14 protein-coding genes are annotated in these 15,088 nt (G+C 43.9%); 6 read left to right on the top strand and 8 right to left on the bottom strand.

Translation table 11 applies throughout. From position 1 onward, the window contains the following. Positions 1 to 5: 5 nt before the first annotated feature. Complete coding sequence (locus Q0612_RS01355) at positions 6 to 1,229, top strand: AMP-binding protein (RefSeq protein WP_298879765.1); 1,224 nt, start codon at positions 6 to 8, stop codon at positions 1,227 to 1,229. Between the two features lie 125 nt (positions 1,230 to 1,354). On the opposite strand, the gene Q0612_RS01350 is transcribed toward Q0612_RS01355, so the two are convergent. From Q0612_RS01350 to Q0612_RS01325, 6 genes are all read right to left on the bottom strand, one after another. After that, the gene (locus tag Q0612_RS01350; RefSeq protein WP_298879762.1) at positions 1,355 to 1,678 is read right to left on the bottom strand and encodes a hypothetical protein; all 324 of its coding nucleotides are present in this window, start codon (positions 1,676 to 1,678) and stop codon (positions 1,355 to 1,357) included. After that, on the bottom strand, positions 1,650 to 2,201 hold the full coding sequence (locus Q0612_RS01345) for a thermonuclease family protein (protein ID WP_298879759.1): 552 nt from the start codon (positions 2,199 to 2,201) through the stop codon (positions 1,650 to 1,652). Before Q0612_RS01345 ends, Q0612_RS01350 begins: the two co-directional genes overlap by 29 nt. 107 nt (positions 2,202 to 2,308) lie before the next feature. Continuing rightward, a complete protein-coding gene (locus Q0612_RS01340; RefSeq protein ID WP_298879756.1) occupies positions 2,309 to 2,488 on the bottom strand; it encodes a YvrJ family protein in 180 nt (59 codons plus the stop codon). Positions 2,489 to 2,515: 27 nt separating this feature from the next. Further along, a complete protein-coding gene (locus Q0612_RS01335) occupies positions 2,516 to 2,728 on the bottom strand; it encodes a DUF2922 domain-containing protein (protein ID WP_298879753.1) in 213 nt (70 codons plus the stop codon). 313 nt (positions 2,729 to 3,041) lie between these two features. After that, entirely contained in the window at positions 3,042 to 3,269 is a 228-nt protein-coding gene (locus Q0612_RS01330; protein WP_298879750.1) for a DUF1659 domain-containing protein, read from the bottom strand. Between the two features lie 193 nt (positions 3,270 to 3,462). Further along, positions 3,463 to 4,080 (bottom strand): N-acetylmuramoyl-L-alanine amidase, encoded by a 618-nt coding sequence (locus tag Q0612_RS01325; RefSeq protein ID WP_298879747.1) that lies wholly within the window; start codon positions 4,078 to 4,080, stop codon positions 3,463 to 3,465. 601 nt (positions 4,081 to 4,681) lie between these two features. Here Q0612_RS01325 and Q0612_RS01320 point away from each other — a divergent pair. Further along, complete coding sequence (locus Q0612_RS01320; RefSeq protein WP_298879744.1) at positions 4,682 to 5,083, top strand: HTH domain-containing protein; 402 nt, start codon at positions 4,682 to 4,684, stop codon at positions 5,081 to 5,083. Further along, on the top strand, positions 5,080 to 6,006 hold the full coding sequence (locus Q0612_RS01315; RefSeq protein WP_298879741.1) for an IS3 family transposase: 927 nt from the start codon (positions 5,080 to 5,082) through the stop codon (positions 6,004 to 6,006). The genes Q0612_RS01320 and Q0612_RS01315 overlap by 4 nt, the downstream gene beginning before the upstream one ends. Positions 6,007 to 6,209: 203 nt before the next feature. On the opposite strand, the gene Q0612_RS01310 is transcribed toward Q0612_RS01315, so the two are convergent. After that, complete coding sequence (locus tag Q0612_RS01310; RefSeq protein ID WP_298879738.1) at positions 6,210 to 6,842, bottom strand: RNA polymerase sigma factor; 633 nt, start codon at positions 6,840 to 6,842, stop codon at positions 6,210 to 6,212. Between the two features lie 253 nt (positions 6,843 to 7,095). Between Q0612_RS01310 and Q0612_RS01305 the strand changes: the two genes are divergently transcribed. The 3 genes from Q0612_RS01305 (at position 7,096) to Q0612_RS01295 (ending at position 13,081) form a co-directional block, all read left to right on the top strand. Beyond that, entirely contained in the window at positions 7,096 to 7,401 is a 306-nt protein-coding gene (locus tag Q0612_RS01305) for a helix-turn-helix domain-containing protein (RefSeq protein ID WP_298879735.1), read from the top strand. A 202-nt stretch (positions 7,402 to 7,603) separates the two neighbouring features. Then, positions 7,604 to 9,724 carry an Eco57I restriction-modification methylase domain-containing protein gene (locus Q0612_RS01300; protein WP_298879732.1) on the top strand — a complete coding sequence of 707 codons (2,121 nt, stop codon included), beginning with the start codon at positions 7,604 to 7,606 and terminating at the stop codon, positions 9,722 to 9,724. Then, the gene (locus Q0612_RS01295) at positions 9,725 to 13,081 is read left to right on the top strand and encodes a DEAD/DEAH box helicase family protein (protein WP_298879729.1); all 3,357 of its coding nucleotides are present in this window, start codon (positions 9,725 to 9,727) and stop codon (positions 13,079 to 13,081) included. Between the two features lie 1,121 nt (positions 13,082 to 14,202). On the opposite strand, the gene Q0612_RS01290 is transcribed toward Q0612_RS01295, so the two are convergent. Continuing rightward, positions 14,203 to 15,063 carry an Rpn family recombination-promoting nuclease/putative transposase gene (locus Q0612_RS01290; protein ID WP_298879725.1) on the bottom strand — a complete coding sequence of 287 codons (861 nt, stop codon included), beginning with the start codon at positions 15,061 to 15,063 and terminating at the stop codon, positions 14,203 to 14,205. Positions 15,064 to 15,088 lie beyond the last annotated feature (25 nt).

Below are 15,088 nucleotides of genomic sequence, written 5' to 3'. Positions count from 1 at the left end.
AGCAAATGGATTACTTGACCTTAATAGCACAGCAAAAGCAGGATAAGCTCGCTCTTATAGAGGACGCAGAAGAATATACCTATGCCAGACTGGCGCAGGAGGCGCGCAGGCTGCGCAGTAAAGCGGATTTTAGCGCTCCGGCGGTTTTTATCCATGAAAGCAGCATCGCCCGTCAGTTAATCAGCTTTCTGGCATATAGCGGTACCAAAACTGTGCCGGTTATCGCTACCGAGGTGAGCAAAAATCAGCAGTTCAGCTGCGAGGCTATCCCACAAGCGGCCTGCATGGGCGTTATGACCAGCGGCAGTACCGGCAAAAGCAAGCTGTTGTGGCGCAGCTATCATAGCTGGGCGGATTTTTTCCCGGAGCAGAACCGTGTCTTCGGTGTTGATGAGCAGACAGTGATTTTTTGTCAGGGAAGCCTGGCTTTTACCGGCAACCTTAATATTTATATGGGCGTGCTGGCTGCAGGCGGTACACTGGTAGTGACGGAGCGCTTTCGTCCGCGCCATTGGCTGCAGCTGATGCAGCGCTATGCGGTGAACGCAATTTACCTGATTCCGTCTAAGCTTTTACTGTTGCCAAAATTTTTGCGCGAGCCTGATGTGCGTGTGCGCAGTATCATCAGCGGCTCGCAGAGCATGGGCAGGCAGGAGGCGGACAAGCTGCTGCAGGTATTCCCCAATGCGGATATCACGCTGTACTACGGTGCCAGCGAGCTGAATTACATTACCTATATCAAAGCCGCAGAAATGACGGATGACCGCACACTTATCGGCCGTCCCTTCAAAGGCGTGCAGGTGAGCGTTTGTAATGAAGAAATTTTCATTGATACGCCTTATCATGTAGAGGAAATTTCGTTGCCGTTTTCCCTGAAGGACAGGGGGCAGCTGGATGCGGAAGGTCGCCTGCACTTTTTGGGGCGCACGGATGATATTGTGAGCGTCAACGGACGCAAGGTTTCTGCTGTCAAGGTGTGCACCGCGCTGACCGAGCTGGAGGGCGTTGAGGAGGCTGCAGTAATCTGCCGTCATGTGGACGATGCCGATGCGCTTATTGCTTTTGTGGGGGCGGCGCGTGAGTACGGCAAGCAGGAGCTGGTTAAGCTGCTGCGTCAAACCTTAGAGGATTACGAGCTGCCTAAGCAGTTTGTTTTTATGGAACAGCTGCCGCATAATGAAAGCGGTAAGGTGGATAAATTGGCGCTGAAAAAATTGTACTTAGAGTGATTTTGGAGATATAAAATAAACCGTCGTCGGAATTTGCCGGATTGCAGGTTCTGACGGCGGTTTTTGTGTTTAAGTTTAATAAAATGTTCCGCTTACCCGATTGAAAGGGTAGGCGGGGCTTTTTGTTATTTATTGTTCAGTTCTATTGTCAGCAGCCTGATCTGCTCCTGCGCTTCTGCTTTCGTTTCGCACATGGAAAGGATGACTGGCATTTTGGACCAGTTTACGAAGGCCAGGACAAAGTAATGGTCTAAGTATTTATCATTCGTATAAAAGTACCAGTCGCCGGTTTCATAAACGAGGCTGGTAATGGTATCGCTGTTGATGTAATCAGGGAAGTGGTTCATGTAATCCCAATGGTTATCTTCGTAAGCGATTTCATCGAGTGTATTATCCGTCAGCTCCAGATCGTCGGGGTAATCAGGCTTGGAAAATGTCTTTATGAACATTGCTATGTCTCCTTTTGGCAAGATTATGGCGATAATCCCACGGTGTTTCTATATTATCATGCGCCCACAGGCCTTGGCGGTGGCGCTTGGCAGCTTCTTCAAATTTATCATATATTTCGCAGTTATCAAAATCCATGTGGTAATGCATGGCCATGCCTTTTCTGAGCATTTCGGCGCTCACGTCCTTTCCGTCGCAATTTACAAAGGCAACTTCGCGGTTATACTTATCGATGCAGTGCACCTTTAAGCTGACAGTGCCTTCTTTAAGCAGCTCGCTTAAGGCTTCGGTTGCTTCCGCGCCAAAGGGCTGTTCCTTTTCCGGAGCATCTATCATGGCTAGGCGGATGCGGTGAAAGCAGCCTGCATTGTCATAGACTGTGATGGTGTCGCCGTCGATGACGCGCACTACTCTGGCAGTGTAGCATGTACCGGGAAGAGGCTGCGCTTTGACGACGGTGGCCATAAAGATGATGGCGAAGCCAAGCAGAAGAAAGAGGAGATAACAGATGATTTTGTAGTTCATGGTGTTGTTCCTTTCAAATTTTTTCTATAAAAAGAGAGGCTGCCGCACTTTTGTACGACAGCCCCTGTGCCATATAATTAGTTATTTAGTATATTTGCTTGTATATACTATTGCTGCTGTACATACGGAAATTGCATGACGAGTCTTTCCTGCAGAACGCGGGTGAGGTTTTCGATATTAGCACTCAGCTTTTCTATTCTGCCTTCCATACGGACCAGAAGATACGAGCTGACGAGCATGGGAAAACCGTAATCCGCTGCTGCGGAAAGCAGTCTTTCAAATTCCATGAGAATCACTCCTTAGGGGGACGCCGATTAGTTCAAAACTTCGACGTTACGGTTGACCACACGGGCTTCCACTGCCTGCACCAGGTCACCGCCGATGGTTTTGAAGACGTTGGCTGCGATGATTTTTTGCATTGCTGCGTCGGTTTGGGCTTTAGTCAGACCTTCTTTCGGGTTGGCGATGGTGATGAGTTTGGTGCTGCCAGCAGCGTTTTTGAATACTAATTGCAGGGATTTTTCCATGATTTTTGTCTCCTTTACTTTGTAAAAATTTTTGGTTTGGAAATTTGGGTTGGAAATTTATTTCTCTTGTTAGACTAGGAGTATAGATTAGTAGTAGAGAGATAGTAGAGAGCCTCTCCTTGGGGAGAGGTGGCATCGCGTAGCGATGACGGAGAGGGGATTCGCCCAGCCTAACGCTATTCATAAGCGTGGAAACAGCAGACCCCTCTCAGTCGCCCTGACGGGCGCCAGCTCCCCCCAATGGGAGCCTTTTAGTTGCTGCCTGAGAAGTCATATTACCTTCTGACGGAGAGTATCTCTTACTCTTTTACGCTTACGCTTCCGCCAGCTCACTCTTTTCGGTCAGCCCAATATCCTTGAAGCCTTTCTCCATCAGACCGCCGATAGCAGTGCCTGCTTCGTACACCTTGTCCAGTGCAGCGTCAGTCTTGATGCCGTTGAAGCTTTTGCCCTTGTACTTGGTAGTACCGTCGGAATTGAGGCCATCCTCCACGTTGATGACCAAAGTGCGTTTCATGATTTCCTGATTGATGTTTGCCATAGTTGAGAACTCCTTTCGATGATGAAAAATGAATGGGTATGAAGATAGGCTCCCCTAGGGGGGAGCTGTCGCCGTAGGCGACTGAGAGGGGACTGCTGTCATTATGCTTAGCAATTAAACCCCTCTCCGTCATCGCTTCGCGATGCCACCTCTCCCCAAGGAGAGGCTTTTGTCGGCGCTAGGCGTTGTGCCTTTACGCCGCTGCAAGGTGCGTCAGCATAGGATCTTCAGGCAGCTGCAGCAGCTGAGCTGTAAGCATCGCCTTGCTGTACGCTTTAGCCTTTTTACGCAGCACCACACCACCGGGGCACAGGTTTTGGCAGTCCGGCAGGTCGGTGAGTCGGTACAAATCCCAACGCATGTCTATTGGATGCTTAGCTGGACCATAGTCGTCCTGATCGGCAACCTCAGCATGGGTTCTTACTGTGTCAAAAGAGATTTCCAATTCCAACTCCCGGCACAGGATAGCGACAACAATCGCCATCTGTTCAATCTGCAGCGCAGTTGGGGGACATAACCCCTTATAATCCGGTACACCATGAGAACTAAGGTCAGCCTTATAGGCACAGCAGAGAGTGATACCAACGGCACCGGTGTTGCGATGCCAAGTGTGCTCTTTACGGTCATGCAGCGTTCTGCAGGTGAGGTAAATTTCGCCATGCTCATCAATGTTGATGTGGTAAGCGTCAAAGACCTGGCCATATGGGCAGCCGGTCCAGTGCAAAAATAAGTGTTTGATGCTGCCTTTGGCCTCAGCGGCCACAACGCGCAGCTCGTCATGATTAATCTTGCGGGGATTTGTTACTAACATGTAAAAAGCTCCTTTGTTTTTTTCTCCCGATGCTTACTTGCTTATCCGGAATCAGCTTTTGGCAAGAGGCGGGAGTGGGGTGTTTTTGCCTCTCACTATACTAATGGCTTTTTTTAGCCTAAAAGTCAGACAAGAAAAAATAAAAATTTAAAAAAATTTTTTTTAAAATCGATGTCTGACTTTTGCATGTTTTTTAGCCATTAGTAAAGTGACTTTTCTTTTTTCTCTCTTTCTTTTTTTATTTTTTTTCTTTCTGTCTTTATTTCTTTTGCCATAATCATAACTACTAGCGTAGCTAGTAGTATCCTTGTACTTTAGAGTACTACTTAAAGGATAGACGTAAAGTATACTGTACCCATAGTACTTGACAGTCAAAAAGAGAGATTTTCCAAAGTCTTGACACTGAAAAAAGGAGGTTTCCTAAATCCTTGACAAAAAGAAAAAGCTGAATCCCTGTTCCTTGACAAAAGAAAAGGTTGAATCCCATTTACTTGACAAAATTAGAAAGTAAAATCCCCAATCCTTGACACAGCTCTCTTTTATTTGACTTATTATTGTCTGTACTGTAAATTAGAATTATGTAATTTGAGAGGTGGCTGCCATGACTAAAAAGCGCTTTACTGCTGAAGAAATCGAAATTTTAAGGGCTAATCCCTACACACATAGTGTTTCAGCTGATGCTATTCGCTTTAATAAAGAATTTCATAATCAGTATAGGCGATTGTATATGCTAGGACATAATTGTACAAAGATATTCCAGGAATTAGGCTATAGCATAGAAATCCTTGGTGTAAAACGTATTTATTCATTTGATTCAAGGATAAAAGCAAAGAGCCAGTTGACAGATGAAGCTATGGTTGCGTCTGAAGAAATGGCAGAGCAATTTGTAGATAAAGATCTCCAATTAGCTAGACTTCAAAACGAAGTTTTGTATTTACGGCAGCAACTTGAATTTATAAAAAAAATTATAAAAGCAGACAAATCGAGCAGGCGGAAGCTATGATTTTAGAAAACGCAAACGTAAAATTTCAACTTATTCATGATATGCTTGAATCTGAAGATTGTTCTATGAGTATTACGGAAATGTGTTCTTTGGCTGGAGTTTCACGTGGAGGATATTACTATTGGCTCAACCAAGAAGAAGCCCGGATACAACGCGAAGAAGCTGATTTAGAAGATTTTTCCTTAGTATTGGAAGCATATAAATTTAGGGGATATGCCAAGGGTGCCAGAAGCATATATATGAGGTTGCTGCATTTAACTCCGCCAGTAGTAATGAACATAAAAAAGATACGTCGGCTTATGGATAAATATAATCTGAAATGTCCGATTAGAAAGCCGAATCCATATAGGAGGATGTTAAAAGCTATTCGTACTAATAATTTCGCCGATAATATTCTCAAACGAAGATTTAAGGATTTCGGACCTAGAAAAGTACTTCTCACGGACATAACATATATTCCATTTAACGGAGAATGGCTGTATTTGTCGGTGATTATTGATGCTTATACTAAGCAGGTTCTGTCTTACGTATTAAGTGACACAATGAAGCTTGATTTTGTTTTAGAAACAGTAAAACAACTTCTGGAAAAATATGGTGTAGACTTAAGTCAGGAAACAATAATTCACAGTGACCAAGGCGTGCATTATACCAGTTATAAATTTATAGAAATAGTTGAAAATGCCGAGTTAAGACGTTCGATGTCAAGACGAGGTAATTGTTGGGACAATGCGCCACAGGAAAGCTTCTTTGGACATATGAAGCAAGAAATAGATCTGAGTAATTACAGAAAATTTTCTGAAGTAAAAGCTGCGATTGATGACTGGATGGCGTATTATAACCAGGACAGATACCAATGGAATTTAGCAAAGCTTTCGCCGAATGAATACTATGAGTATATAAAAACAAAAACATATCCTTTATAAAATAAGCGTCTTTGGGGCGCTTATTTTTTTTGGCAAAATTCTCTTTTTTTCTTTCAAATTTGTCTTGACAAAAGGGTACAGTTTACGGTAGTAGTATAGCCTAAGGCAGATATACTGTACCCATAAGTATGGACACTTTTGTTTTTTAACAGCACTGCAATATAAAAAGCGTTCCACCCAAAGCTGGGCAGAACGCTAAGAGCTTAAGCTGTGAGAGCTTGTTTTAATTTTTCAAGAGCACGCTCTTTGTGAACAAAGCAGGTTTGCTTAGTTATCCCATATTTTTCACTACAGGATTGCATAGTCTGATCATTCAAGAAAACATCTCGAATGATATTTCTTTGTGCATCAGTAAGGTTTTTCATCGCGTTAGCCAGAAGCTGATTATTAACCATCTGGTCAATATCATTCTTCTCGTCAGCAATTTGAAAACAGTTATCGTCTTCATCATCGTCAAGAAAAACACTTTCCTTGACGGATTTGTTTCTGGTAAAGCTATGCAGCAGCTCGTAATACACATGGTATTGCAAAAGTCCTGGCAGATGACAGTAGTCATTGTCATGATAGCTCATGATAACCTCTAAGAGGATTACCCAGGCAGCGTTGACAGCGTCTTCCCCCAAACCTTGGCGAATCTCATAGCGATAGGCCTCCTTGTAGATTAAAGGCTTAAAGGCTGTGCATAATGCGTCAATTGACTGGCTGTTGCCTTTTTGGGCGCTAGTGACCAGTTCCCTAAGTTCTGTGAGAGTGAAGGTGTACTTGTTGTTCCGGCAGGTATCCTGCGCGGTGTCTTCCGGCAGGCAGCAGATTGTCTGTTCTGTAACGTCGGGCAAGCAGGAAAGCTCCTGCTCAGTGTCTTCTTGCATTTCACATTTTTGTTTGGTTATTTTTTCCAGTTCCTTTCCGTGGCGGTCGCAATGCCGCGTATGACAGAATTCTGTACTGTACTACATCAAGCTTGATGGGGTTATTATAACACAGAAAATTGATAATGTTCTTACATGTATCAAATGTGATACAAATACGTTTTGACCAGCCTTTTTGTAATAATCTGTTAGCAAAATAGTGATATTTTGAGGTGACAGAATGAGAAAAAGACGCAGAGTTGTAAATCACGCCGAGATGGAGGATTTGGATTTTTCACGGGACCTGTTAGAGCTGGGGGTATTGTTAGGATCACATCGCACGGCGTTAGGGATTAAGCAGGAGGATTTGGCGAAGCTGCTGGGGATATCTCGTATAACCTTAAGCAGGATTGAAAACAGCAGAATGCCTTTGAGCATAGAGAATTTTTTTAAGATAGCTGCTATTTTTGAGGTGCGACCGGAGTATTTGCTGCAGGAGCTGGCGAGAGTGACGCAGAGGAAGTGGAGCAGGAAGGGGGAGGATTGAGGGGAAAAGTTGGCTTGTTAGAACAAGTTTGGCAAGAATTAACTGAAAATGCGTGACGCTTTAATTTTTTTGTGCTAAAATTAAATAATAGACATTCAACTCCCCCCCCGGGGACATTTTTCGGGTGGTAGTTAAAATAAACTTTCCAACCTCCGGGGCTGGGGAATTTTGATGCAAAATTTCTCAGCCTTGGAGGTTTTTTATGTGCGAAGAAAAACAAGCGTCTGCTGATGTGCAGGAAACAGCTTTAGCAGAATTAGACAAAAATATATTGCTTATCCTGCTTAAAGACCGCAGCACAGGAAAGAACATTCTTTGGGCGACAGACGATTACAAGGATCTTGGCATTGGCTTTGCAGCGGATGATGAAATTACCTTACCGGCGATTACCGGTGCTCGTGGCAATTTGATTAAACCGCGTGCCCTTAAAAGCAAGGAAGAGCAGGGAGCACGCACCCGCAACATGGCAGAAGTGTTCACCCCTTTATGGATTTGCAACAAGCAGAATAATCTTGCGGATAATGCTTGGTTTGGACGTGAAAACGTCTTTAATACCGAAAATGGGACTGACTGGCAGGCGACTGAGGGCAAAATTGCTTTTCCAAGTGAAAAGGGTGCAGATGGCTGGATTGCATATATTGCCAGCAAGCGCTTGGAAATTACCTGCGGTGAAGCGCCGTATCTTGCCAGCCGTTACGATACCATGACGGGCGAAATAGTGCCTTTGGCAAAACGTATTGGCTTGCTGGACAGAAAACTGCGTGTGATTAACGAGCGCACCCGTAACCTTAAGGACAGGGATAGAGCCAAAAAGCGTTGGCTGGAGCTGGCAACACTGGCGGTGCGCAGTACTTATGGCTTTGAGTGGGCCGGTGACAATATTTTGCTGGCAAGGGAAAATTTGCTTTTTACTGTTGCCGATTATTACGCTGCCAAGTTTGGCGATGCTTTGGACATGGAAATGCTGGAGCATTTTGCGGAAATAATTTCGTGGAATATTTGGCAGATGGATGGCTTGAAGGCAGTTGTGCCCAATAGCTGCCATGACTATAAAAAAGAACGGCAGGCGGTAACGCCTAACCTGTTTTTAGCAAAGGACTTCAGCGCCCGCACCTTAAAGCGCAGCGTGAGCCCTTGCGATGTGGATGAGGACGAGCGCCAAAAGTGCCAAGGCTGTTTGAAGGATAATATTGAGCTGCATAATGGTGTTTATTGCAAGCTTAAGAATTGGTCTACAGGCAAGGTTTTATTGTTTAAGGATATGCTGGACGGTGAAGGGAGCGAGGGTGTTATGAGTAAGGATTTTAAGTTTGATGTGGTGATTGGTAATCCGCCGTATCAGCAAAATTCAAAAGGAGATAATGAAAGTGATACGCCATTGTATCATTATTTTTATAAGGCAGCATTTGCAATTGCTGATAAAGTAGAGCTTATTACACCTGCAAGATTTTTGTTTAATGCAGGATATACTCCGAAAAACTGGAATGAAGAAATGCTAAATGATCCTCACTTTAAGGTTATGTTCTACGAACCTAAAAGTAACCTTATATTTCCAAGTACTGATATTAAAGGTGGCGTAGTAATTACATATCGCGATAGAAATAAAGATTTTGGAGCAATAAAAACTTTTACTGTCTATCCTGAACTGAATAGCATTAGAGTTAAGGTTGAAGGAAAAAAAGAAGCAAGTTTGACAGAAATTATAACAAATCGTGGACTTTATAGATATTCAGATTTAGCTTATGAAGAATGTCCTGATTCTATGAAAAAAACTGCTGATGCGAGAATTGCTCCGAGTGCGTTTGAAAGAATGCCTGAATTATTTTTAGATGTAAGGCCTGAAGATGGCTACGATTACATTCAAATATATGGAAATATTAAAAGCAGACGTTTTTGTAAATGGATTCGAAGTTGTTATGTAAAAGACAATGACAATCTTGATAAATATAAAGTTGTTGTTCCTAAAGCAAATGGTAGTGGAACGTTCGGGGAAACTTTGAGTAACCCAGCAGTTTGTGATGCTATGGTTGGTTTTACTGAAACATATATTGGAATAGGTGCAACTTATAATATTCGTGAGGCTAATGCTGTTTTAAAATATATAAAATCTAAGTTTGCAAGAACAATGTTAGGGATATTAAAAGTAACACAGAATAATGCAAAACCAACTTGGGCTTACGTTCCCCTCCAAGACTTCACCCCTGCTTCCGACATTGACTGGTCAAAATCCATTCACGAAATAGACCTGCAACTTTACAAGAAGTATGGTTTGTCTGACGCTGAAATAAACTTTATCGAAACTCATGTAAAGGAGATGGCGTAAATGGCTATGCAAATCAACATCAACCCCTACGCAAACATAGTCCCAAAAATTTACGCCTATACCACTCCGGAAATAGCCTCTCACGACGGCTGGACAAAGATAGGCTACACCGAGCAGGATTCCGTAAGAAAGCGTATCGAACAGCAGACCAAAACCGCAGACGTGCGCTTTAACATTGAATGGCAGCAGGAAGCACGCTATACGGATGGCAGCGGCGAATATTTCAATGACCACAGCTTCCATGACTACTTGGAACGCTTTGCACACATCGAGCGTAAGCCTACTACCGAATGGTTCAAAATCGACGGCCCCAAATCGCAGCAGCTGCTGTGGAAGTTTGCTGCCCGTAGCTACGCGCATGTACAGGCTAAAAATAAAATGACCTACATCCTGCGCAAAGAACAGCAGCAGGCAGTAGATGCAACATACGTCTACTACCAAAAATGCCTGCAGAGCGGCGAAAGGGAAAAAGCAGAATTTTTGTGGAACGCCAAACCGCGCTTTGGCAAAACACTGACAAGCTATGACTTCATGCGCAAAATGGACGCACGCATGGTGCTCATCGTCACCAATCGTCCGGCAATCGCCAATTCCTGGTTTGACGACTTTGAAAAATTCATCGCCTGGCAAACAGATTACCGTTTCGTCAGCACCACCGATTCCCTCAAAGAAAGAGCAACGCTCACACGAGAGCAATTTTTGGACGCACAAATTGAGGCTGAAGATAAAAACCAAGAGCTACGCATGGTAGCTTTTTTGAGCCTGCAGGATTTAAAAGGCTCTGTTTACTTTGGCGGTACTATAGATAAACTAAGATGGGTTGCCGAAAATAACTGGGATTTGCTCATCATCGACGAAGCGCATGAGGGTGTAGATACCCATAAAACAGATAAAGCCTTTGACAAAATCAACCGCAAATTTACCCTGCACCTTTCGGGTACACCGTTCAAAGCGGTAGCTATGGGAAAATTTGCCCAAGAGCAGATTTTTAACTGGACCTTCAGCGACGAGCAGGAAGCAAAGGATAATTGGCAGGAAGAAACACTCAATCCCTATGCCTGCATGCCGCGCATGAATATGTACACCTATCAGATGTCGCAGATTGCCATTGACAAGGTAAATCGCGGTATCGACCTTTCTGACGATGACAAAACAGAATTTACCTTTGATTTAAACGAATTTTTTAAGACTAACGAACGTGGTCAGTTCATCCATAAAAACGAAGTAAAAAAATTCTTGGACGCCCTTGTAGAGCAGGAAAAATTCCCCTTTTCTACACCGGAACTGCGGAAGGAACTGGCACATACCTTCTGGCTTTTGGAACGTGTTGACAGTGCCAAAGCACTCGCCAAAATGCTCAAAGAGCACCCTATATTTGAAAACTATGAAATAGTGCTGGCTGCAGGCGACGGCAGACTTGAAGAAGAAGACGCAAGCAAAAGCAAGCGCAGCTTTGACAAGGTGCGTGAAGCTATCAAAAACCACGACAAAACTATCACCTTAAGCGTAGGCCAGCTTACAACAGGCGTCACCATTCCCGAATGGACAGCGGTTTTCATGCTCAGCAACATGAAAAGCCCTGCGGAATATATTCAGGCTGCCTTCAGAGCGCAGAACCCCTTTAAATTTGAAAAGGACGGCAAGCTCTACCAAAAAGAAAACGCTTATATCTTTGACTTTGCGCCGGAACGCACACTGATGATTTTTGACGAATTTGCCAACAGTCTTTATTCCGGAACCTCCGGAGGCGGTGGTACAAAGAGTGAGCGTGAAGCAAACATCAAACGTCTGCTGAACTTCTTTGCCGTTTTTGCTGAAGACCAGGACGGTAAAATGGAGCAGGTGGACGCAGCCAAGGTGTTGACCATTCCGCTGAAAATCAAAACCGAAGAAGTAATCCGCCGTGGCTTTATGAGTAATATGCTCTTTAGTAACATTGGCGTTGTTTTTAACGCGCCAAAAGAAGTAGTCGAGATTCTGAACAAAATGGAACCTGTCAAAGAGCAGGGAAGCCGCAAAGAAAAACTTGACCATGAAGAATTGCAGGAAGTTCCGGTTGACGAAAATGGTAATATTGAAATACCGCAGGAAACTGTAGTCAAGCAAACCAATGCCATATTCGGTGAAAAAATTTATGAAGAAGTGCCTGTAAAACCGTTGGAGCCGTATAAGGAAGTTGGCGATGACACTAAACCGGAAGAAGCAATGGCGGTAGGCTTGGCGCAGAAAATTGCCGAAACTTTGCATGATGGTATCTATGGTGAACAAGCGCAAAGCGATTATGGCCTGACCAAGGCAGAAAGCAAGCGCATAGAAGAAAAGGTACAAAAGCAAGCGGAGGAAGCATTGAAGCGTGTAGCTGAAGAATTTGCCGATAAAAAGAAGATATTGGAAGCTGATTTGCAGCATGAGCTTGCCAAAGCAACGACCGAAGCCGAAAAAATTCAGGTACAGGAAGAACATGCAGAAAAGGTGCAGCAGGCTACGCGGGAGTTTAACGAAACCATGGAAAAGCGTACACAGGAAGTAATAGTCGAAAGTGCGCAAAAGGTTGTCGAGGAGCAGGAAACCAAAAAAGAAGAAAAGAAAATGCGTAGTTTTGAGGGCGATATCAGGGACAGGCTGCGTGGCTTTGCACGTACAATTCCCAGCTTTATCATGGCTTACGGCGATGATAAACTCGTCTTGAAAAACTTTGAAACCTATCCGAAAGAAGAAGTTTTTAAAGACGTAACCAGTGTTACCATTGATGAATTCAAAATGCTGCGCGATGGCTTTGAATATATCGACGAAGAAACTGGCGAAAAGAAAAAATTCCCCGGCGGCGTTTTTGCTGAAGATGTTTTTGACAGCTCTGTGCAGGAATTCTTAAACAAAAAGCGCGAGTTAGCAGATTACTTTGCCGAAACCAGCGAAGAAGATATCTTTGACTATATCCCGCCGCAGAAAACAAACCAAATCTTTACGCCCAAAAAGGTTGTGCAGATGATGGTAGACCAGCTGGTGGAAACAGAACCGCATATCTTTGAATCTCCTGATAAAACCTTTGTTGATTTCTACATGAAATCAGGCCTGTATATTACGGAGATAGTCAAACGGTTGTATCGCAACAAGGTGTTGAAGTCCATTATTCCGGATGATAAAGAACGCGTTAAGCACATTCTGGAATGTCAGGTGTTTGGCTTTGCACCGACGCAGATTATCTATGATATCACGATGTCATATATCTTTGGCTTTGACGAAGAGGCCAAGAACATCAGCCGTCGCAACTTCTTCTGCGAAGATACGCTGCCGTATGCAGAACGTGGCGAGCTGCAAAAGCTGGTTAATGAAAAGCTGGGGGACAGAGTAAAATAGCGCACTCGTAAAAGTAAATAAGCAATTAAACATTCAAGGCGTTCTACCCGACTGCGGTAGAACGCCTTAATTTTATCTAATTCAATATAATTTTACGCAAACGAAAAGACCTGAGGTCCGCAAGAATAGGGACTCCAGGTCTTTTTTTGTACAATACCGCAAGCGGTAATCAGGCCTCTAACAAGATGCTCGGCGTGGAGCTGGGCGAAGAATTTAAGCAACAAAACCGCAAGCGGTAATCCGGCCTTCAACTGTTAAATTTAGCAATGGGCTAATTCTGCAGTGGGGGTTACAAAACCGCAAGCGGTAATCTGGCCTTCAACAATTTACGACTTCAAATTCAAAGCAGAATTCATCGAATTGTTACAAAACCGCAAGCGGTAATCTGGCCTTCAACGCTTATTACCTCTAAGGTAATTGACGGCATTCGTGTTACAAAACCGCAAGCGGTAATCAGGCCTTTCAGCTGGTATGCTGGCACTTTCTGGTGTTTCGGCGGATTTGTTACAAAACCGCAAGCGGTAATCAGGCCTTCAACCCGGAAACTACTAGCGGGTTTGGCGATGTACTCAAGTTACAAAACCGCAAGCGGTAATCAGGCCTACAACCCCTGTGGCTCGCACACGGCTCACAGAGCGGGCTTAAAACCCTACAATGGAAAATCAAAAAACTGTTCATAGCAAAAACAGCAAAATTGCTCACAAGAGCGGTACTTTTACGCCTCCGCCAAAAGCAAAACGCGCCTGGCGCAAGCCTTACAGCATTTTGGCAAACCGTTTGTCTCCTGTGATAAATTTACTATAACACATCGAACAGAATTTGACAAGCCTTTTTGTAAATCAGCCTATATTATGTGCATTACAGCATCTATATTTAATATATGAAAACGCATTTGCAAACAAAATTAAAGTTATCACAAAATTAGCGCAGCATTTACCGTGGGTGTTTCCTGCATGTGGAGTAGAGCGTCATGCAACACAAATACACCGTCCGCCACTCCAAACTTTCGGAAGCAGAGGTGCGTGAGATGGCGTCCAAATTGATTGTATAAGAGCACATTAAAGTAAAGGCGTTCTACCTGACTGCGGTAGAACGCCTTTAATTGTGGCTGCGTGAGCCTATCAAGCCTGTTCAGCCTTCAAAGCTTCAACCTGTTCAATTGAGAGAGAAGTCAGCTCCGCAATAACTTGCAGAGAATAGCAGCCCTTAGCCAGCATACGTTTAGCAGTAGCAGTGTTGGCATTAGTAATGCCCATAGCTTCGCCTTTGGCCATGCCTATAGCTTCGCCTTCAGCAATGCCCTCACGCCGTTCGTCTAACAAACGAGCTTCCATAAGCATATATTCTCGCCTCACTTTCGTATCGAGTTTCAAGTAACTGATTTCATCATCAATCTGCTTAGTGAAATCAGTAGTTACAATGTGATTGTTTACATAATCATAAAAGCTTTTAAGATCCTTAGAGATTTCGCCATGCGTACCTTTGGTGTTCAAAAGCATCGTAGTTGCTTCATCAGGAAGCTCCAGCTCCAAATTTTCCAGACAGCGCTTTTTAAAGGTGTAGACATAGTTCCCCTTTTCAAAGAAATCAAAAATACAGATGAAGATGATATAGGTCGGCGGTAGCAAATCATAAGGCTGTCCCGCCTGCAGCAAATCAAAATCAAGCAGCGCCTGATAATAGCGCGAGCGTTTGGGCAGAACGTGAGTGTTCGTATTGGGATTCTTGTTGTTCTTTACCTGCATCTCCAGATTATAATGCGTATTCTTATCGTCTGCCACGATGATATCCAGGCGGATACCGTGGCTTGTGTAGTTAGGATCGATAGTTTTTTCTGCCTCAATGTAGTTGATGTCCGCAATCTCAATCTGCAGCAGCTCTTCCAGCAGATGCTTGCAGATGCGTTTGCGCGACATAACCTTCTTGAAGATAAAGTCACTTTGAATAGTCAAGTTTGCAAATTTTGTTAGCAGGTCTTGCATGGTTTCTCTCCTTTCATTTTAACAC

The sequence above is a fragment of the uncultured Phascolarctobacterium sp. genome, from assembly GCF_937920985.1.
In the GTDB taxonomy this organism is placed as follows: domain Bacteria; phylum Bacillota; class Negativicutes; order Acidaminococcales; family Acidaminococcaceae; genus Phascolarctobacterium_A.
Note: the sequence above shows the minus strand (reverse complement) of the source record. Positions and strands in the feature narration are given on the sequence as shown.

What these genes read in the sequence shown, in the direction of transcription:
- Q0612_RS01340 (WP_298879756.1), bottom strand. Translation starts at nt 2,488, where the DNA reads ATGGAATTTGAAAGACTGCTTTCCGCAGCAGCGGATTACGGTTTTCCC.
- Q0612_RS01325 (WP_298879747.1), bottom strand. Translation starts at nt 4,080, where the DNA reads ATGTTAGTAACAAATCCCCGCAAGATTAATCATGACGAGCTGCGCGTT.
- Q0612_RS01295 (WP_298879729.1), top strand. Translation starts at nt 9,725, where the DNA reads ATGGCTATGCAAATCAACATCAACCCCTACGCAAACATAGTCCCAAAA.
- Q0612_RS01350 (WP_298879762.1), bottom strand. Translation starts at nt 1,678, where the DNA reads ATGTTCATAAAGACATTTTCCAAGCCTGATTACCCCGACGATCTGGAG.
- Q0612_RS01330 (WP_298879750.1), bottom strand. Translation starts at nt 3,269, where the DNA reads ATGGCAAACATCAATCAGGAAATCATGAAACGCACTTTGGTCATCAAC.
- Q0612_RS01290 (WP_298879725.1), bottom strand. Translation starts at nt 15,063, where the DNA reads ATGCAAGACCTGCTAACAAAATTTGCAAACTTGACTATTCAAAGTGAC.
- Q0612_RS01315 (WP_298879741.1), top strand. Translation starts at nt 5,080, where the DNA reads ATGATTTTAGAAAACGCAAACGTAAAATTTCAACTTATTCATGATATG.
- Q0612_RS01335 (WP_298879753.1), bottom strand. Translation starts at nt 2,728, where the DNA reads ATGGAAAAATCCCTGCAATTAGTATTCAAAAACGCTGCTGGCAGCACC.
- Q0612_RS01300 (WP_298879732.1), top strand. Translation starts at nt 7,604, where the DNA reads ATGTGCGAAGAAAAACAAGCGTCTGCTGATGTGCAGGAAACAGCTTTA.
- Q0612_RS01345 (WP_298879759.1), bottom strand. Translation starts at nt 2,201, where the DNA reads ATGAACTACAAAATCATCTGTTATCTCCTCTTTCTTCTGCTTGGCTTC.
- Q0612_RS01320 (WP_298879744.1), top strand. Translation starts at nt 4,682, where the DNA reads ATGACTAAAAAGCGCTTTACTGCTGAAGAAATCGAAATTTTAAGGGCT.
- Q0612_RS01305 (WP_298879735.1), top strand. Translation starts at nt 7,096, where the DNA reads ATGAGAAAAAGACGCAGAGTTGTAAATCACGCCGAGATGGAGGATTTG.
- Q0612_RS01355 (WP_298879765.1), top strand. Translation starts at nt 6, where the DNA reads ATGGATTACTTGACCTTAATAGCACAGCAAAAGCAGGATAAGCTCGCT.